The organism is Winogradskya humida (assembly GCF_016862215.1).
In the GTDB taxonomy this organism is placed as follows: domain Bacteria; phylum Actinomycetota; class Actinomycetes; order Mycobacteriales; family Micromonosporaceae; genus Actinoplanes; species Actinoplanes humidus.
In genome coordinates this window covers 41,531-59,083 of the sequence record NZ_BOMN01000085.1, presented here as the reverse complement: position 1 = coordinate 59,083, position 17,553 = coordinate 41,531, and the positions used below count along the sequence as shown (strand labels likewise).

The 17,553-nt window shown below is 69.5% G+C and carries 18 protein-coding genes; 8 read left to right on the top strand and 10 right to left on the bottom strand.

The window, feature by feature from the left end; genetic code table 11:
* Positions 1-204 precede the first annotated feature (204 nt).
* The 3 genes from Ahu01nite_RS28945 to Ahu01nite_RS28935 all read right to left on the bottom strand — a co-directional run bounded on the left by Ahu01nite_RS28945 (position 205) and on the right by Ahu01nite_RS28935 (position 2,929).
* Positions 205-1,155: a zinc-binding dehydrogenase gene (locus tag Ahu01nite_RS28945; RefSeq protein WP_203839811.1), complete on the bottom strand. Its 951-nt coding sequence runs from the start codon at positions 1,153-1,155 to the stop codon at positions 205-207.
* A 65-nt stretch (positions 1,156-1,220) separates the two neighbouring features.
* Complete coding sequence (locus Ahu01nite_RS28940; RefSeq protein ID WP_438874837.1) at positions 1,221-2,411, bottom strand: NAD(P)-dependent malic enzyme; 1,191 nt, start codon at positions 2,409-2,411, stop codon at positions 1,221-1,223.
* A 209-nt stretch (positions 2,412-2,620) separates the two neighbouring features.
* Positions 2,621-2,929 (bottom strand): S26 family signal peptidase, encoded by a 309-nt coding sequence (locus Ahu01nite_RS28935; protein WP_203839810.1) that lies wholly within the window; start codon positions 2,927-2,929, stop codon positions 2,621-2,623.
* Between the two features lie 84 nt (positions 2,930-3,013).
* Between Ahu01nite_RS28935 and sodN the strand changes: the two genes are divergently transcribed.
* Genes sodN through Ahu01nite_RS28920 form a run of 3 tightly spaced genes read left to right on the top strand, consistent with a single transcriptional unit; the run spans position 3,014 to position 4,357 of the window.
* Positions 3,014-3,418, top strand: coding sequence for a superoxide dismutase, Ni (gene sodN / locus Ahu01nite_RS28930; protein WP_203839809.1), 405 nt, complete (start codon positions 3,014-3,016; stop codon positions 3,416-3,418).
* On the top strand, positions 3,415-3,915 hold the full coding sequence (locus tag Ahu01nite_RS28925) for a GNAT family N-acetyltransferase (RefSeq protein WP_239159224.1): 501 nt from the start codon (positions 3,415-3,417) through the stop codon (positions 3,913-3,915). Before sodN ends, Ahu01nite_RS28925 begins: the two co-directional genes overlap by 4 nt.
* Before the next feature lie 28 nt (positions 3,916-3,943).
* Entirely contained in the window at positions 3,944-4,357 is a 414-nt protein-coding gene (locus Ahu01nite_RS28920; protein ID WP_239159223.1) for an ATP-binding protein, read from the top strand.
* A gap of 76 nt (positions 4,358-4,433) precedes the next feature.
* On the opposite strand, the gene Ahu01nite_RS28915 is transcribed toward Ahu01nite_RS28920, so the two are convergent.
* Together Ahu01nite_RS28915 and Ahu01nite_RS28910 are read right to left on the bottom strand one after the other, a co-directional pair.
* Positions 4,434-5,129: a FadR/GntR family transcriptional regulator gene (locus Ahu01nite_RS28915; protein WP_203839807.1), complete on the bottom strand. Its 696-nt coding sequence runs from the start codon at positions 5,127-5,129 to the stop codon at positions 4,434-4,436.
* A 63-nt stretch (positions 5,130-5,192) separates the two neighbouring features.
* On the bottom strand, positions 5,193-5,582 hold the full coding sequence (locus Ahu01nite_RS28910) for a hypothetical protein (protein WP_239159222.1): 390 nt from the start codon (positions 5,580-5,582) through the stop codon (positions 5,193-5,195).
* A 53-nt stretch (positions 5,583-5,635) separates the two neighbouring features.
* Between Ahu01nite_RS28910 and Ahu01nite_RS28905 the strand changes: the two genes are divergently transcribed.
* Together Ahu01nite_RS28905 and Ahu01nite_RS28900 are read left to right on the top strand one after the other, a co-directional pair.
* Positions 5,636-6,586, top strand: a complete 951-nt coding sequence (locus tag Ahu01nite_RS28905; protein WP_203839806.1) for a diacylglycerol/lipid kinase family protein — start codon at positions 5,636-5,638, stop codon at positions 6,584-6,586.
* Positions 6,587-7,016: 430 nt separating this feature from the next.
* Entirely contained in the window at positions 7,017-7,271 is a 255-nt protein-coding gene (locus tag Ahu01nite_RS28900; RefSeq protein WP_203839805.1) for a WhiB family transcriptional regulator, read from the top strand.
* Between the two features lie 244 nt (positions 7,272-7,515).
* On the opposite strand, the gene Ahu01nite_RS28895 is transcribed toward Ahu01nite_RS28900, so the two are convergent.
* A complete protein-coding gene (locus Ahu01nite_RS28895; RefSeq protein ID WP_239159221.1) occupies positions 7,516-8,088 on the bottom strand; it encodes a TetR/AcrR family transcriptional regulator C-terminal domain-containing protein in 573 nt (190 codons plus the stop codon).
* A gap of 51 nt (positions 8,089-8,139) precedes the next feature.
* Here Ahu01nite_RS28895 and Ahu01nite_RS28890 point away from each other — a divergent pair, with 51 nt between their 5' ends.
* Positions 8,140-9,393, top strand: coding sequence for an FAD-dependent monooxygenase (locus Ahu01nite_RS28890; RefSeq protein WP_203839804.1), 1,254 nt, complete (start codon positions 8,140-8,142; stop codon positions 9,391-9,393).
* On the opposite strand, the gene Ahu01nite_RS28885 is transcribed toward Ahu01nite_RS28890, so the two are convergent.
* From Ahu01nite_RS28885 to Ahu01nite_RS28870, 3 genes are all read right to left on the bottom strand, one after another.
* Positions 9,335-10,183, bottom strand: a complete 849-nt coding sequence (locus Ahu01nite_RS28885; RefSeq protein WP_203839803.1) for a sirohydrochlorin chelatase — start codon at positions 10,181-10,183, stop codon at positions 9,335-9,337. The genes Ahu01nite_RS28890 and Ahu01nite_RS28885 overlap by 59 nt on opposite strands.
* Positions 10,165-10,929, bottom strand: a complete 765-nt coding sequence (locus Ahu01nite_RS28880) for a phosphoadenylyl-sulfate reductase (protein ID WP_203839802.1) — start codon at positions 10,927-10,929, stop codon at positions 10,165-10,167. Before Ahu01nite_RS28880 ends, Ahu01nite_RS28885 begins: the two co-directional genes overlap by 19 nt.
* A 151-nt stretch (positions 10,930-11,080) precedes the next feature.
* Positions 11,081-12,772, bottom strand: coding sequence for a nitrite/sulfite reductase (locus Ahu01nite_RS28870; RefSeq protein ID WP_203839801.1), 1,692 nt, complete (start codon positions 12,770-12,772; stop codon positions 11,081-11,083).
* A gap of 438 nt (positions 12,773-13,210) precedes the next feature.
* On the opposite strand from Ahu01nite_RS28870, the gene Ahu01nite_RS28865 reads away from it, so the two are divergent.
* Positions 13,211-14,581: a glycosyltransferase family 39 protein gene (locus Ahu01nite_RS28865; RefSeq protein WP_203839800.1), complete on the top strand. Its 1,371-nt coding sequence runs from the start codon at positions 13,211-13,213 to the stop codon at positions 14,579-14,581.
* Positions 14,582-14,598: 17 nt separating this feature from the next.
* A complete protein-coding gene (locus Ahu01nite_RS28860; protein ID WP_203839799.1) occupies positions 14,599-15,987 on the top strand; it encodes a glycosyltransferase family 39 protein in 1,389 nt (462 codons plus the stop codon).
* On the opposite strand, the gene Ahu01nite_RS28855 is transcribed toward Ahu01nite_RS28860, so the two are convergent.
* Positions 15,984-17,531, bottom strand: a complete 1,548-nt coding sequence (locus tag Ahu01nite_RS28855; protein ID WP_203839798.1) for a sensor histidine kinase — start codon at positions 17,529-17,531, stop codon at positions 15,984-15,986. The two genes, Ahu01nite_RS28860 and Ahu01nite_RS28855, sit on opposite strands and share 4 nt — an antisense overlap.
* Between the last annotated feature and the right edge of the window lie 22 nt (positions 17,532-17,553).

Below are 17,553 nucleotides of genomic sequence, written 5' to 3'. Positions count from 1 at the left end.
GGCCAGCCCACGATGCCCGGCCAGCCCACAATGCCCGGCCAGCCCACAATGCCCGGCCAGCCCACAATGCCCGGCCAGCCCACAATGCCCGGCCAATGCCCGGCAGGCCCACGCGCCCAACCAACGGCCCCGGCCAACCCACGCACCACGCCACTGCCCGACAAGCCCACGCGCCCAACCAACGGCCAGGCCTTGCCCACCCGCTCAGTGCAGGTGGTCGATGGCGACCTTGCCGAAGGCTTCGCCTGAGTTGAGCCGGGCGAAGGCCTCCCCCACGGCCGTGAACCCGTACGTCGAGTCGATGACCGGGCGGACGTTGTGGTCGACGAGGAAGTCCATCAGGGAGGCGAGCTCGGCCGCTGTGCCCATCGTGCTGCCGAGGATCTCGAGCTGCATCATGAAGACTCGGCGCAGGTCGATCTTGGGGAATGGGCCGCCGGTGGCACCGCACACCACGATGCGGGCGCCCGGCGCCGAGCATTTCAGCGAGTGCTCGAAGGTGGGTGCGCCGACGGACTCGATGACGACGCCGACTCGTTCGGGGAGGCGGGCGCCGGGTTCGACGGCTGTGGCGCCCAGGGTGGCGATGCGGTCGCGTTTGGCGGCGTCGCGGCTGGTGGCGTAGACCCGTTTGCCCAGGGCCGCGGCCAGAATCACCGCAGCGGAGGCGACGCCACCACCGGCTCCCTGGACGAGGACCGCGTCGGCGTCGGCGACTCGGCCACGGGCAGTGAGCATGTGCCAGGCCGTGAGCCAGGCGGTGGGGAGGCAAGCGGCGTCGAGGAAGGAGATGCCGGCCGGTTTGGGCACGAGGTTGGCGGCCGGGACGGCGACCCGCTCGGCCAGGGTGCCGGGGTGGCGCTCGGAGAGCAGGCTGAAGCCGCGGGGGTCCGAGGGGTCCTCGACGACCGAGTGCAGGACGACCTCGTTGCCGTCGGGGTCCACTCCGGAGGCGTCGCAGCCGAGGATCATCGGGAGGCGGTCGGCGGGGAGGCCGACGCCGCGCAGGGACCAGAGCTCGTGGTGGTTGAGCGTGCTGGCCCGCACGTCGACGGTCACCCAGCCCGCGGGCGGTGCCGGCTCGGGCTGGTCGCCCACGGTGAGGGCGGCGAGCGGTTCGTCCGGCTTCGTGGCACTGGCATAGGCGGCGCGCATGCCAGGAACGCTAGTGACCGCCCCTGACATGCGCCACCCACCACGCACCGCCTGTGGATAACCCGTCAGCCAGAAACGGAAGCCCCGGAGAGTGCAGCCCCAGAAGGCGCAGGCGAAACGGGAGCGACAGGAGCGGGCAGGAACCGAGCCACCCCGTCCCGCTCAGCAGCCCGGGCCACCGCCGCAGCCACCGCCGGAGCCACCCGCGGATCGAGCGCGGAAGGCACGATCAGATCAGCCCGCAGCTCGTCCGACACGATCTGCGCGATCGCCTCGGCCGCCGCGACCTTCATCCGGCTGGTGATCGTGGTGGCCCGCGAGTCCAGCGCGCCCCGGAAGATCCCCGGGAACGCCAGCACGTTGTTGATCTGGTTGGCGAAGTCACTGCGCCCGGTGGCGACGATGGCCGCGTACTTGTGGGCGATTGCCGGTGCGACCTCGGGCGTCGGGTTGGCCAGGGCGAAGATCACGGCCTCCGGGGCCATGCCGCTCAGCGCACTCTCGGGGATGGTCCCGCCGGAAACCCCGATGAGCACATCAGCTCCGATCAACGCTTCGCCAATTCCGCCCGTACGCCCGGAGTAGTTGGTCTGTGCCGCAAGCGCAGCCTTCACCGGGCTGAGCCCCGCCCGCTCACCGTGGATGATCCCCTGCGAGTCGCACACGATGATGTTGGCGCCGTGCACGCCCGCCGCGATCAGGGTGTCGGTGATGGCGACGCCCGCCGCGCCGGCCCCGCTGATGACCACCCGCAGGTCAGCGAAGCGCCGCCCGAGCAGAGCGACCGCGTTCCGCAGCGCGGCGAGCACCACGATGGCGGTCCCGTGCTGGTCGTCGTGGAAGACGGGGATGTCGAGGGCCTCGTCGAGGCGGCGTTCGATCTCGAAGCAGCGGGGCGCGCTGATGTCCTCGAGGTTGATCCCGCCGAAGGACGGGCCGAGCGCCTTGACCACGGCGATGATGCCTTCGACGTCCTGGGTGTCGAGGCAGATCGGGACAGCGTCGACGCCGCCGAACTGCTTGAACAGCACCGCTTTGCCCTCCATGACCGGCATCGCGGCCTTGGGGCCGATGTTGCCGAGCCCGAGCACCGCGGAGCCGTCGGTGACCACCGCGACGGTGTTGCCGATCCAGGTGTAGTCGTGGGCGAGCGACGGGGAGGCGGCGATCGCCGAGCAGACCCGCGCGACTCCGGGGGTGTAGGCGAGCGACAGGTCGTCACGGCTGGCCAGCGGCACGGTCGCGGCGATCGCCATCTTGCCCTGCTTGTGCAGGTCGAAGACGGGGTCTGCGGCCAGGGCAGGGTCGAGCTCGAAACTGAACAGGGACACGGGGACTCCAGACACGCATCGGTCACGTCGATAGCCAGCCGCCAAGATGCGCGAGTCTGCGCCGGACGGCGTGCGATGCGGGGGTCACCCGGTATTTCAACCGCAAGACTTCGGTGTGCTGCGGTATCCGGACCTTAACCCAGTTTGCCGGGCTTGGGCCAGTAACGAAACGCCACTCGTCCGATGACATCTGCCACGCCGTACGCCCGGGAGTCGTCGGTCACGAATTCGTTGTCCCCCTGCACCCACCAGCCGCCGTCCTGCGCCCGGACCGCGCGTTTCACGACCAGCAGCCCGGGCCGGCTGCGGAAGCGGGCCACGACGACGTCCCGCTCGCGTACGCGCTGCGTGCGACGCACGACCAGGGCATCTCCGGTGCGCAGGGTAGGCGCCATCGACGGACCCTGCACCAGTACGGCGAAAAGCGGTAGTTGCAACCTCATGGCATCAATCCCGGCCGGAGTGTGGGAACAGGTGTAAGGGGTAGTGTCAGGGTCGGATCATCGCTAACTCATGGAGGGGTCCTGATGCGACTTCCGCAATTCTTCACACCGCGCACTGTGGCCAGCGCGCACTGCGACCTGCCCTGTGGGGTCTACGACCCCGCGCAGGCCCGCATCGAGGCGGAGTCGGTGAAGGCCATCGCCGAGAAGTACCAGGCGAACACCGACCCCGAGTTCCGCACCCGCGCCATCCTGATCAAGGAGCAGCGCGCCGAGCTCGTCAAGCACCACCTGTGGGTGCTGTGGACGGACTACTTCAAGGCTCCGCACTTCGAGAAGTACCCGCAGCTCAACCAGCTGTTCAACGAGGCCACCAAGCTCGCGGGCGCCAGTGGCGTCAAGGGCTCGCTCGACCCGGCCGTCGGCGACCAGCTGCTGGGCAAGATCGAAGAGATCTCCAAGATCTTCTGGGAGACCAAGCAGGCGTGAGTCTCACGACCATCCGGCCGGCGCATCGCGATGATGTGCCGGCCGTTGTGGCCATGGTCCACGAGCTCGCCGCGTTCGAGCGTGAGCCGCAGGCCTGCCACCTCACCGAGAAACAGCTCGAGAGCGCCCTCTTCGGCCCGCAGCCCGCGCTCTTCGCGCATGTCGCGGTGGGCGAGGACAACACTCCTTACGGCATGGCGCTGTGGTTCCTCAACTTCTCCACCTGGGAAGGCGAGCACGGCATCTACCTCGAGGATCTATATGTACGCCCGCAGCACCGCAGCACAGGAGCAGGCGCCGCCCTCGTAGCGGAACTGGCCCGCATCTGTGTCGAGCGCGGCTACCAGAGGATGGACTGGGTCATGCTCGACTGGAACCCGGCAGCCTCGTTCTACGCGCAGCTCGGCGCGGAGCCCAGCCGGAATTGGGTGCCCTATCGGCTGACCGGTTCCGCCCTCGGCCGACTCGCCGAGCGGGCCTCGGCCGTAAGGCGCTAGAGTCTCGACCATCGGGAGGATGGGGCTCGTGACTCAGCTGGATACAACGCATCCGGGGCCGGCGTTCGGCGACGACGTCGTCCTGCTCACGGTGCCCGCCGACGGTGGCTATCTCGGCGTGCTGCGCACCGCCACGGCCGGCCTCGCGGCCCGCCTGCATTTCGCGCTCGACGAGATCGAGGATCTCCGCATCGCGGTCGACGAGGCGTGCGCCATGCTCCTCGCCATCGCGACCCGTGACGCCGAGCTGGAGTGCCGCTTCACCGTCACGGAGGACGCGCTCTCCGTCGAGGTCACGGTCTCCACGGTGAAGGGCGCCAAGCTGCCCTCGGAGTCGTCGTTCGCCTGGAAGGTACTCACCGCACTCACCACGTCGGCCGAGGCCGAAGCGACCGGCCGCCACGCAACGATCCGCCTGCTCACCCGCCGCACCGAGCTCTAGCCCGCCGAGCTGAGGCGAAAGCCCGCGCTCTCAAAGCGAAGCCGCGAAAGCCACGGAAGCCGCGGAAACCAGCAGCTCAGAGACCGTTGGCCGCGGCGATGTAGTCGAGATGCCGGCGACTGGCCCCGACAGCACCCGCGGAATCCCGGTTCCGCACGCAGGCGAGCAGCTCACGATGGTCGGTGTCGATCCGCTCCCAGTAGCCCTCCGGCAGCGCCTCGACCACTTCCTCGCCGTAGGTGACGTGATAGAGCGGCCGCGTGACCAGCTCGAACAGCGGATTGTTGGTAGCCGACGCCATCACCGAGTGAAAAGCCGCATGCGCGCTGAGCATCGTCGTCAGCTCGTCCAGATGCGGGTCGAAGAGCGTGCCCCGCATCTCGGTGAGCTGAGCATCCGACCTCCGCTCGGCGGCCAGCCCGGCAGCGGGCACTTCGAGGGCGCGTCGCAGCTCGAGCAGGTCGGCGAAACCGATCTCGGCGGAGTTGGTGAGCAGGGTGAGCCCGGTGGATAGTGCCTCGGAGAGCTGTTCGGCGTCAGGATGCGCGACGAAGCTACCGCCCGTGACGCCGCGGGTGGTGACGATCAGGTGCTGGCTGGCGAGCAGACGGAGCGCTTCGCGGACGGTGCTGCGGCTGACCCCGGAGCGGACGCACAGCTCGGGTTCGGGTGGCAGTCGCTCGCCGGGTTGCAGCCGTCCGGACGTGATCTCCAGGCGCAGTTCGTCCGCGAGGAGCTGGTATGCCGGTGGGCGTACCGTCGATCCTGGCACTGCCCTCACCCCCTTGTGATCCGGCTCTCAGGGTAGGCCTTCCGGCAAGGGCGGGCAGCGTTGTCAGTCGAGACCAAGTGCCTTGTTGGTCGGCGGGAGTACGCACAGCAGCCCCACAAGGGCACTGATGGCCATCAACAGGACACCGAGCCAGACCGGTCCGACGTTGAGCAGAAAGCCGCCGGTGGCGAGGATGAAGAGCTGGATGACGACCGCGGGCCCGCGCGCCCGGCCGGCCCGGCGGGCCAGGGCACGGGCGACGAGATAGACCGCACCCGCGCCGAGGGCGGCGAAGACCGTGAGAGAGATCGCAACCCCGAGGGCATCCGGCGCCGCGGTCAGGTCCAGATATATGAGGTACGCGGTAAGCGCCGCCAACGCCGTGGCCTGCGCAAACAGCAGGCGAACCGCCCACAGCAAAGTCACGGGGGAAGCTACGTCAGCAGGGGTCACCGCTGTACGATACCGGCCAGCTCGCGGCGCTTCTGCGAGGTACAGTGCCGCCCATGCGAGCGTTACTGGTGGTGAACCCCAAGGCCACCACGACCACCGAGCGCAGCCGGGACGTGCTGGTCCGGGCGCTTGGCAGCCAGATCGACCTGTCGGTGGAGTACACCCTGAAGCGCGGGCACGCCGCGGCGCTGGCCCGCGAGGCCGCGGAGACCGGGGTGGATCTCGTGGTTTCGCTGGGCGGTGACGGGACGGTCAACGAGGTTGTCAACGGCCTGATGACCGCCGCGCCGGGTCTGGCGTCGCAGGGCACCTCGCCCGCGTTCCGATTGCCGGCGCTCGCGGTGGTGCCGGGCGGTTCCACCAATGTCTTCGCGCGGGCGCTGGGGTTGCCGCGGGACTGGGTCGAGGGCACCGGCGTGATCCTGGACGGGCTCCGCTCGGGACGGCACCGGGTGATCGGTCTCGGCCGCGCCGACGATCGCTACTTCACTTTCACCGCCGGGATGGGGCTCGACGCCGCCGTGACACGCCGGGTCGAACAGGCGCGGTTGCGCGGGCGTACGTCCACTCCGGCCCTTTATCTTCGTTCAGTCGTGGGTCAGGTGTTTTCGGGCGAAGACCGTAAGGCGCCACCGCTCTCGATCGAGCGCCCGGGTGAAGAACCAGAGGTCGGACTCGGCACCGTCATCATCCAGAACACAGCGCCTTGGACCTATGTGGGCGATCGTCCGATCAACCCCAATCCCCAGGCGTCCTTCGACCGGGGGCTTGACCTCCTGGCACTTCGCAGCCTAGGTGTGGCTAGCACAACACGCACAGTGACACAGATGGCATCCCGCAACGCCGACCCGCATGGGAAAAATGTGCTGCGCCTGCACGACCAGGCGGAGTTCACCGTAGTCGCCAGCAGGCCCCAATCGTTCCAGCTCGACGGGGACTACCTGGGTGAACGCCAGAAGGTGCACTTTCTGTCCGTTCCCGAGGCGCTGCGTGTGATCTGCTGAAGTCTGGGTACGCCGTTCGATGCACCCTTACGATCCGTCACAAAATCCCGGCCAAAAGCTCGGCAAAGCGGTCGGCACCGTACTACATTGATGGGAGCGTTCTTCCGCCGGTGTCGGGAAGTCCCCCGAAACCGGACAAAGGGGTCGTGAGCTAGCTCACCCGCCGGGAGAAAGTCCCAGCGCTACCCTTGACATCACGGGAGTTCGTGAAAGCATTCACAAGCGATATGAAGTAACCGGATGCCGCTCGCCCGCGTTCCTTATCAAGAAGGCGCTGAACGGCTTCCCGAACAAAAAGCTTGCTCACGCACTGGTGACCGGACGTTCGCTGTCCGTCTGTCATCACGCTGATGCAGATAAAAAGTATTAGTAGTTAGTAGTTAGTCCGCACCATTTCGTTACCCCATCCGAAACAAGGAGTGTTGCCGCCATGGACTGGCGCCACGATGCGATCTGCCGCGACGAGGACCCTGAGCTGTTCTTCCCGATCGGGACGTCCGGCCCCGCGCTCCTGCAGGTTGAGCAGGCCAAGGCCGTGTGCCGCCGGTGCCCCGTGACCGAGTCCTGCCTGCAGTGGGCACTCGAGTCCGGTCAGGACGCCGGCGTATGGGGCGGTATGAGCGAGGACGAGCGCCGCGCGGTCAAGCGCCGTGGCGGTCTGCGAATCACAGCTCCTATCGCCTGAACAATCCCTCACAGCATTCGCGCCCCGGGCCCTAGATCGGTGCCGGGGCGTTGTGCTGTCCGCTATCGATCTCCTGTTAACGCCCGATTACGGCGCGCGATGATCGCGGCAGCACTCGCACCCATTGATCACACACAGCTTGAATGAGATCACCGAGCACCCATCGGTGCCACGAAATGATCTCGAAATCAACGTCAACGTTGACACCATTGGTCGCTGAGTGCCCACGCTCCGTTGTGGACGGTCATAGCCCGAGAAGGCGTGACACACCGAACTCGAAGCGCTCATCGAAGGAATCGGCGAGAAGCGTGGACGCGACCCGCCGCAGCGCCGGCCGCTCCCCCAGATCGATGTCACCTTCGAAGCGTTCCGGCAACGACTGCTCCTCCTGCGTAAGCCCGAGCGCGAGATAGATGAGGCTCCAGCAGGTCCACGCCGCCTCCCGCGCGGGCAGGCCGGCATCGAGCAGCGCGTCCACCAGAGCCTCGGCCAGGTCCAGCGTCGCCGGCTCGGCCGCGTATGTCCCGGCCACCACCGCCGCGCCGTCGCGATGCGCCAGCAGGGCACCCCGGTAGCGCCGCACGATCTCCGCCGCCCGCTCCCGCCCCGGCGCAGGCAGCCCGTCGAGCGACGCACCGCCGATGATGGCGTCGGCCATCAACTCCTCCAGCCGGGCCCGCGACTTCGCGTGCCACTGGACCGTGTTCATCCGTACGCCCAGCCGCTCGGCGATCGTGCGCATCGACACTGCCGCGGCACCTCGCTCGTCCAGGATCTCGAGCGCGGTCCACACCACATCCACTTGACTCTTGGTCACTGACCTAGTCTACTAGTTCTACGTTTATTGGTCAGTGACCAAGGAGGCTTCATGGGCGACGTCCTCATCGTCGGTGCCGGGCCGACCGGGCTGTGGCTCGCCGCCGAGCTGAGACTGGGCGGGGCGAGTGTCACCGTCCTGGAAGCCCGCCAGGAAAGAGACCCGCACTCGAAGGCGCTCACGATCCACCCGCGCACGATCGAGCTGCTCGACTGCCGGGGGCTTCTGGAGCCGTTTCTCGCCGCGGGCCTGCGGATCCCGAGCGGCCACTTCGGCGGGCTGCCGGACCGGATGGACTTCTCGGTGCTCGACACGCCGTTCCCGTTCACGCTCGCGGTGCTCCAGGCGCGCACCGAAGAGTTACTGGAAGCCCACGCGATCGCCCAGGGCGCGACCGTCCGCCGGGGTTGCGCGGTCACGGGGCTCACCGCCACCGGAGTGGAGCTGGAGGACGGCGAGGTCGTCGAGGCGCGTTACGTCGTCGGATGTGACGGCACACGCAGCACCGTGCGCACCGCGGCCGGCATCGACTTCCCGGGCACCGACGCCACGACATGGGGCTGGCTCGGCGATGTCGTGCTCGACTCGCCACCAGCACCCGGGCAGGCGAACATCTCCGGGCCGGACGGTGGGCTCATGATCGTGCCGCTGCCCGGTGGCATCCATCGGCTCGTCGGCTCGGACCCCGGCTCGGACCGGCCCGGGACGCTGACCTTCGAGGAGTTCCGCGACGCCGTCTCCCGGATCGCCGGCACCGACTTCGGGATGCGGGACCCGGTGTGGCTCTCGCGGTTCGGCAACGCGACACGGCAGGCCACGGCTTACAGGAAAGGGAGGGTTCTGCTTGCCGGGGATGCCGCGCACATGCACTTCCCGGCCGGCGGGGTCGGGATGAACGTCGGGATCCAGGACGCGCACAACCTCGGGTGGAAGCTCGCCGCGGTCTGCGCCGGGCAGGCGGACGACACGCTGCTCGACACGTACCACGAGGAGCGGCATCCGGTCGGCGCCGAGCTGCTCCGGCATACGAGGGCGCAGACCGCGCTGCTCACGGCGTATTCAGCGGAGGGGCTGGCTTTGCGGCAGGTGCTCAGCGGTCTGATCGCGACCGCGCCCGACATGTCCCGGGAGCTGGCCGAGCGGCTGTCAGGGTTGAGCGTTGCCTACCCGACCGGCCGCCGGGTCGCCGATCACCGGCTCCCCGACGGCAGCACGCTGTTCCACCGGCTCCGGGGCGGCGGGCACGTCAGGACGGAACGAGGACTCGTGCGTCCGGACGGGCACCTCGCAGCAGAGCAGCCGTGACCCGGGAGGCGACCAGCGAAACGAGCGCGGGCGTGTCCGTGAGCGGCTCGGCGACCACCTGGACACCGGCCTCGCGTGCGGAGGCGACCGTCGCGTCCCAGAGCAGGCCGGGGGCGAGGAAGTAGGAAGCGAGCCCGATCCGTTCGTGGCCCGCGGCCCGGAGAGCACGCACGGCGTCACCCGAAAGGGGTGGGGCGGCCGAGGCGTAGGCCACCCGGCACGGCAGCCCCAGACGCGCGCTGAGAGCCGCTGCCGACTGCTCCACAGTCACCCGGGCGCCGGCATCACGTGTGCCGGCTGCGGCGAGCACCAGCGCGTCGAGGTCGCCGACCGCGTTCAGCGGCGTCACGAGCCCGTCGAGGTCGCCGACCGCGTCCAGTGGGGTCACGAGCCCGTCGAGGTCGCCGACCGCGTCCAGCCGGGTCACGAGCCCGTCGAGGAGCAGGTCGGGGACAGCCCCGCTGACCGGGCCCAGGACGTCGGCGAGCTCTACGTCGAGGCGGACGCCCGCGGCTCGGGCCGCGCTGATCTCCCCCGGCACGTCGACGCGCCCGTGGTAGGCGGCGGTCAGCAACAGCGGGACCAGCACCGCCCGCCGGTGCCCCTCGTCGTCGAACGACGCGAGCACCTGGCGGGGGCGGGGGCCGTTGTGGTCGAGATACGAGGCGCGGACATCCCATTCGGGGTGCCGGGCGCCGACCGCTCTGGTCAGCGCCTCGGTCGCCTGGGCGGCACGGGGGTCACGACTCCCGTGCGCGACCAGGACGACCGCTAGACGTGGAGGCCGCATTCGGTCTTCTCGAACATCGCCCAGCGGCCGGCGCGCGGGTCCTCGCCGGCCTTGGTGCGGCGGGTGCACGGCCAGCAGCCGATGGAGCCGTAGCCCTTCTTGAAGAGCTCGTTGACCGGGACGTTCCAGCGGGCGATGTAGGTGTCGACGTCGCTCTGGGTCCAGGCCGCGATGGGGTTGACCTTGACCTTGCCCTTTTTCTGGTCGAACGCGACGACCGGGGTGTTCGCCCGGGTCGGGGACTCGTCGCGGCGCAGGCCGGTGGCCCAGGAGTCGTAGTCGGACAGGGCGCGCTCGAGGGGCTCGACCTTGCGGATGAAGCAGCACTCGTCGGGGCTGCGGGCGAACAGGCGGGGGCCGAACTCGCCGTCCTGCTGGCCGACGGTCATCCGGGGGCGGATCGAGCGGACGTTGACGTCCATGGTCCGGGCCACGATGTCGCGGACCCTGAGTGTCTCGGGGAAGTGCAGGCCGGTGTCGAGGAAGACCACGTCGACGCCGGGGGCGGCCCGGGAGAACAGGTGGGCGACGACGGCGTCGGCCATCGAGCTGGTCACGCAGAAGCGCTCGCCGAACGTCGACGCGGCCCAGCGTGCGATCTCCTCGGCGGGGGCGTCCTTCAGCAGCTCGGCGCCCTCGAGGGCCAGCGCTTCGAGCTCAGCGCGTGAGCGGCGGGCCGGGTCGGCGGGGGTGGCAGGAGCCCCCAGGTTTATCAGGCCGAGATTGGCTGCGGTCACCACGGTCATCGGTTCACTCCCTTGGAAAGCAGCCCGTTGAACTTGACGGTGAACACGCGGGTGCAGGCATGGCACTCCCACGCTCCGTGCGAGGCCTCGTTCGGGTAAAGATCTTCTTCGCCGCAGTAGGGGCAGTAGAGCGGGGTGCTCCGGGCGTCGCTCATTTCAGCAACTCCTCGTCGGCGCGGACGACCCAGTCGGCGAAGGACTCGCCCGGGGTGCGCCCGTCCAGATAGCGAAGGGCGAGGCGCTCGACGTACGCCGGGAGCTCCTCCGCGGTTGCCTTGAGGCCCCGCAGTTTGCGGCCGAAGCCGGCGGTCTGACCCTGCGCCATGCCGAGCCCGCCGCCGAGGTGGACCTGGAAGCCCTCCACCTGCTCGCCGTGGGGGTTCATGACGAGCATGCCCTTGAGCCCGATGTCGGCGACCTGGGTGCGGGCGCAGGCGTTGGGGCAGCCGTTGATGTGGATGGAGATGTCGGTGTCGAAGTCCCGCAGGCGCTCCTCGAGCCGGGCCACCAGCTCCTCGCCCCGGGCCTTGGTCTCGACGATGGCGAGCTTGCAGTACTCGATGCCGGTGCAGGCCATCGTGCCTCGGCGCCAGGCCGAGGGGCGGGCCTCCAGCCCGATCTCGCGCAGCCCGGAGACGATCGGTTCCACCTGGTCGTCGGCGACGTCAAGAACGAGCAGCTTCTGGTACGGCGTGAGCCGCACCCGATCCGACCCGTGCGCCTGCGCGAGGTCGGCCACCTTGCCGAGCTGCGTCCCGGAGGAGCGCCCGACAACCGGGGCGGCACCGATGTAGTTGGCGCCGTCGAGCTGCTTGTGCACGCCGATGTGGTCGATCGGCTTCTCGGGCAGCTCGGCCGAGGGCCCGTCGAGCAGCGTGCGGCCGAGGTATTCCTTCTCGAGCACCTCGCGGAACTTCGTGATGCCCCAGTCGGCGATCAGGAACTTGAGCCGGGCACGGGTGCGCAGGCGGCGGTATCCGTAGTCGCGGTAGACGCCGACGACGGCCTCCCAGACGTCCGGGATCTCGTTCAGCGGGACCCACACGCCGACCCGCTCGGCGAGACGCGGGTTGGTGGACAGCCCGCCGCCGACCCAGAGGTCGAAGCCGGGGCCGTACTCGGGGTGGTCGACACCGAGGAACGCGATGTCCTGGACCTGGTACGGCGTGTCCGCCAGCCAGGAGATCGACGTCTTGAACTTCCGCGGCAGGTTGGAGTAGCGCGGGTCGCCGATGTAGCGCTCGAGGATCGTGTCGATCGCCGCTGTCGGGTCGATGACCTCGTCGGTCGACACTCCCGCGACCGGGCTGCCGAGCACGATGCGCGGGCAGTCGCCGCAGGCCTCGGTGGTCTCCAGGCCGACCGCTTCGAGCCGCCGCCAGATCTCCGGCATGTCCTCGACGCGGATCCAGTGCAGCTGGATGTTCTGCCGGTCGGTGAGGTCGGCGGTGTCGCGGCCGAACTCCTTGGAGATGTCCGCGATGACCCGCAGCTGCGCGACGGTGAGCGAACCGCCGTCGATGCGGATGCGGAGCATGAAGAACTCGTCTTCCAGCTCGTGCGGCTCGAGCACGGCCGTGCGGCCGCCGTCGATGCCCGCCTTGCGCTGGGTGTAGAGCCCCCACCAGCGGAAACGGCCGCGCAGGTCCTGCGGGTCGATGCCGGCGAACCCGGTGTGGGCGTAGATGTTCTCGATGCGGGCGCGAACGTTGAGCGGGTTGTCGTCCTTCTTGATCCGCTCGTTGGGGTTCAGCGGCTCGCGGTGTCCGAGCGCCCACTGACCCTCGCCACGCGCCTTGCGAGGGCGGGCGGCCGGGGTTGCGGGGGCGTTGCTGGGCGCCATGTCGGCGATCCTCCGGAGACTCGTGGGCGCGGCTCGACGCTCACGGCGGGTCTCAGGACTTCGGTGTCAGGAGAAAGCCGGGCGTCTTGCGCACCCGGACATAGAAGTCGGGCGGCGTCAGGAACCCGGACACATCGCGCTGCGGACACGGCCGTAATCCACGTGGCGGCGGGCCACGAAGCGGCGGTCAACTGCAGCGGTCATGTCCGCAAGCCTCTCACGCGGAGGCATTCTGGGCCAGAGGGGTCCAGATTTCGGGAGTGTGTCAGGTAACACCTGTCACAAGTGTTCACTCGCACGAACCCTCCACGGGGGCGCCGATTCACCCGGCCGGGCTACAACCGCTCGGTGATCGCCCCCATCGAGCCCAAGATCGAATCTTCGTCCCGATTTGCCTGGTGGCCGCGGGTCATCCCATGGCTGATTCCCGCTCTGGCCATGTTGATCATCGGCCGGATCGGGTGGGTCGAGCCGGCGCTCGGCTGGGACGAGCACGCGACCTGGTCGGCGGCGATGCGTACGCCGGCCCAGCTCATCGACTTCGCGGGTCACATGGACGGCGTCATCTCGCCGTACTACCTGTTCATGCACTACTGGACGAGCGTGTTCGGCGACTCGCTGGGCTGGTTCCGGCTGCCCTCCCTGCTGGCGGTCGCGATCGGCGTCGGGCTGGTCGGCGAGCTCGGACGGCGGCTCTTCACCCCCGGCGTCGGGCTCGTGGGCGGGCTCATCGTCGCGCTCGTCCCGCAGATGTCGCGTTACGCGCAGGACGCTCGGGCGTACGGCTTCTCGTTCCTGTTCGCGATCCTCAGCACGCTGCTGCTCTACGTGGCGCTGAGCAGGCCGTCCTGGTGGCGGTGGATCGCGTACGGCGCGGCGCTCACCCTGCTCGGCTACACCCACATGCTGGGGCTGCTGGTACTCAGCGGGCATGTGGTGGCGGTCGCCGTACGCTGGTCCGCCGACCACGACCGCAGGCTGCTCATCCGCTGGCCGGTCGTCGTGGCGGCCGCGATCGCGCTGGTCTCCCCGCTGATCCGGCTGGGCCTGACCCAGCGCGGCACCCAGCTCGAGTGGGTCCCCGAGATGGACCTGCACCAGGTCCTGATCGCGCCGGGCGTCATCTTCGGCGAACGGGTGGTCGGCCTGCTGGTCATCGGTCTGGCCCTCGCGGCACGGTGGGAGCGCCCCAAGCTGCTCGGTGAACTTGCCGCGCTGGCCGTCCTCCCGCCGGTCGTGCTGATCACCGTCTCGTTCTTCACGTCGTCGTTGTGGGTCCCCCGCTACGTCCTCTACGTGATCGCGCCGCTGGCCCTGCTCGCCGCGGTGGCACTGCGCGGCCTGCCCTGGCGCTCGCTCACCGCCGTGCTCCTGATCGCCGCGGTCGGCTTCGAGTTCCAGCAGAGCGTCCGCGACGACCGCTCGCACGGCGGCATGGACTTCCGGGTCGCGGCGGGCATCGTCGAGAAGCACCAGCAGCCCGGCGACGCGATCGTCTACGGCCGGATCAGCACCTGGTCCGTACGCTCCGGCCTCGACTACGAGATGCGCGACGAGAAGATCAAGCCCAAGGACGTCATGCTGCGCCGTACGGCAGCCGAGGTCGGCCAGCTCGACGCGGTCGAATGCCCCGACGTGACCTGCTTCGACAACCAGCGCGTCTGGTACGTCGGCGCACGCCAGGGCGGCGATGCCCTGTCCAACCTGGGCCCACAGCTGAAGGCGAAGTTCACCGCCGAGTACAAGCGCACCGGCTACTGGGTGATCCCGCTCGGCACAATCGCACTATTCGAGCGCCGCACAGGCTGACCTGTAACGGTGGTGGTGTGGTCACCCGTGCCGGTCTGCGCCCTTTGCTGTGCTGGCTGCTGCCCACGGTCCTGACGGGATTCGCGGTCTCCTATCAAGCGTCGAGGCCCGAGTTGTGGCGCGACGAGCTGGCCACTTGGAGTGCGGCCCGGCGACCGGTGTCCGAGATCGTCGCGCTGGGTCAGCACATCGACGCCGCCTCGGTGCCGTACTACGTGGTGGTCCACTTCTCGATGGGCCTGCTCGGCGACTCGCCGTTGGCGTTGCGGCTGCCGTCCCTGGTCGCCATGACCGCCACGGCGCTGGTCACCGCGTTGCTGGCCCGGCGCCTGCTGGGCCCGGGGCCCGCGCTGCTCGCCGGCCTGCTGGTCGCGGCGATGCCCGTCGTCTCCCGGTACGCGCAGGAGGCCCGCGGGTACGCGTTCGCCGCGCTGTTCGCCACCCTGGCCACGCTGCTGCTCGTCAAGGCGGTGGAGCAGGGGCGATGGTGGCGCTGGTGTGCGTACGGAACATGCGTTGTCCTGCTTGGTCTTGCGCATGTGATCGCCCTGCTGATCCTCGCCGGGCATCTGGTGATCGCCCGGCGCCGCCTGGTCGCCTGGATTCCGACCGCGGCAGTCGCGGTGGCAGCGCTCACGCCGCTTCTGCTGCTCGGCCTCGATCAGCGTGGCAAGCAGCTCGACTGGCTGCATCGCGCCACGCCCACGACGCTGGCGAACATCCCGGACTACCTGTTTCTCTCCGGCATCATCGGCGGCGCGATCCTGGCCCTGGCAGCGGTCGGCGGCAGTCCGCTCCTGCTGACCGCGGTGCTTCCGATCCTCGGCTTGTACGCGATAGACCAGCTGGTCACGCCCATGTTCGTACCGCGTTACCTGCTCTTCGTGGTCCCACTGCTCTGCGCGCTCGCAGCCCACGGCCTGTCCCGCGTCAGCCTCCCGCTCGCCCTCGTGGCCGTGCTCGTGCTCGCCCTGATCGGCCTCCCGAAACAGGCGGAGATCCGCCGCGAGCACAGCGGCGTCGACTACCGGGCCGCCGCCACCCTGCTCCGCGCCCATGCCCAACCCGGAGACGCCATCGTGTACGCCGACCGCGCCGGCTGGCAGCTCCCCGACACCGCCATGCACTACTACAACGGCGACAACCTGCCCCGCGACCTGCTGCTCGCCGCCACGGCAGAACAGAACAACTCGCTGTGGCCGACCGAGTGCCCCGACCCGGCACCCTGCCTCGCCCCCGCTACCCGCCTCTGGACCCTGAGCCCCGACAGCCTCACCACCGGCCGCAGGGCGAGCCCCACGGACCAGCTCACAAGCGCCGAGCAGGCCCTGCTCACCAGCGCCTTCGAGGAAACGGCGCGCTACCGCGTACCCGGAATCACACTGGCCCTCTTCACCCGCCGTTAGCGTTTGCCCAGCGGGACGACGAGGACGGCCTCGGTGCCGCCGCCTGCCCTGTTACGCAGCTCGATGGTCCCGCGCAGCTCGCCCGTGGCCAGGGCGCGCACGATCTGCAGCCCCAGCCGCTGGCTCGACTCGGCGTGGAACTCCGGGGGCAGGCCCTTGCCGTTGTCGGCGACCGTGACGTGCAGTTGCTTGCGGAAGCGGTGTGCCGACACCACGACCTCGCCGACCGGCTCCGGCGGGGTCAGCGAGAGCGGCGGCAGCTCCTCCGAGTCGTCCGGGGCGGGGAAGCCGTGCTCGACCGCGTTGATCAGCAGCTCGTTGAGGACCATCACCAGCGAGGTCGCGATCTCCGCGGGCAGCACGCCGAACGTGCCCTCGCGGCGCATCTTGACGGTGATCTCGGTGGCGGCGACCTCGGCCGCGGCTGAGGCGACCCGGTCGACGATGCCGTCGAACTCGACCGCCTCGTCGCTCGACATCGAGAGGGTCTCGTGGACCAGGGCGATCGACGCGACCCTACGCACCGATTCCTGCAGGGCCATTCTGGCCTCGGGGGCGTTCACCCGGCGGGCCTGCAGGCGCAGCAGCGCCGCCACCGTCTGCAGGTTGTTCTTGACCCGATGGTGGATCTCCCTGATCGTCGCGTCCTTGGTCATCAGGGCGCGGTCCCGGCGGCGGACCTCGGTGACGTCGCGGACCAGCACCAGCGCGCCGATGGGCACGCCCGCGGGCATCAACGGCAGGGCCCGCATCAGCACGGTCGCGCCGCGCGCCTCGACCTCTTTGCGCGGCGGCGCTTCGCCCCGTAGGGAGGTCAGGATCCGCTCGGCCGCGTCGGTGCCTTCCAGCGGGTCGGCGGCCAGGCGGCTCGAGAGCACCGACAATTCCTCACCCACGAGGTGGGCATTGAAACCGAGCCGACGGTACGCCGACTGCGCGTTCGGGCTCGCGTAGGTGACCTTGCCGACCGCGTCGAGGCGGATCAGACCGTCGCCGACGCGGGGCGCCGAGGTGGTCTCGCCGGTGTGCCGGGGCGGCGGGAACGTCCCGTCGGAGACCATCTGGGCGAGGTCGTCGGCGGTGGTGAGGTAGTTGAGCTCCAGCTGGCTGGGCGTACGCGCGGTGGAGAGGTTGGTGTCCCGCCCGATCACGCCGATGATCTCGACGTTCTCGTCGTCGCCGCGCAGCCGGACCGGGATGGCCTCGTGCCGTGCGGGGGTGTCGCCGTACCAGACCGGGTCGCCCTCGCGCCAGATGCGGCCCTGCGCGAACGCGATGTCCAGGTGCGCCACCTCCGGCCCGCCGACGATCTTGCCGACCTGATCGTCCTGGTACGCCGTCGGCGCCGTGGTGGGGCGCACCTGGGCGACGCAGAGGAAGGAGCGGGGCCGGCCCGGCTCGCCCCGGACCGGCACCCAGAGCAGCAGGTCGGCGAAGGACAGGTCGGAGAGCAGCTGCCAGTCGCCGGCGAGCCGGGTGAGGTGATCGATGTCGGCCGGGCCGAGGCCGGTGTGCTCTTCAGCGAGATCGCGCAGCGTGGACACGGACCAAGACTGCCACGCCGAC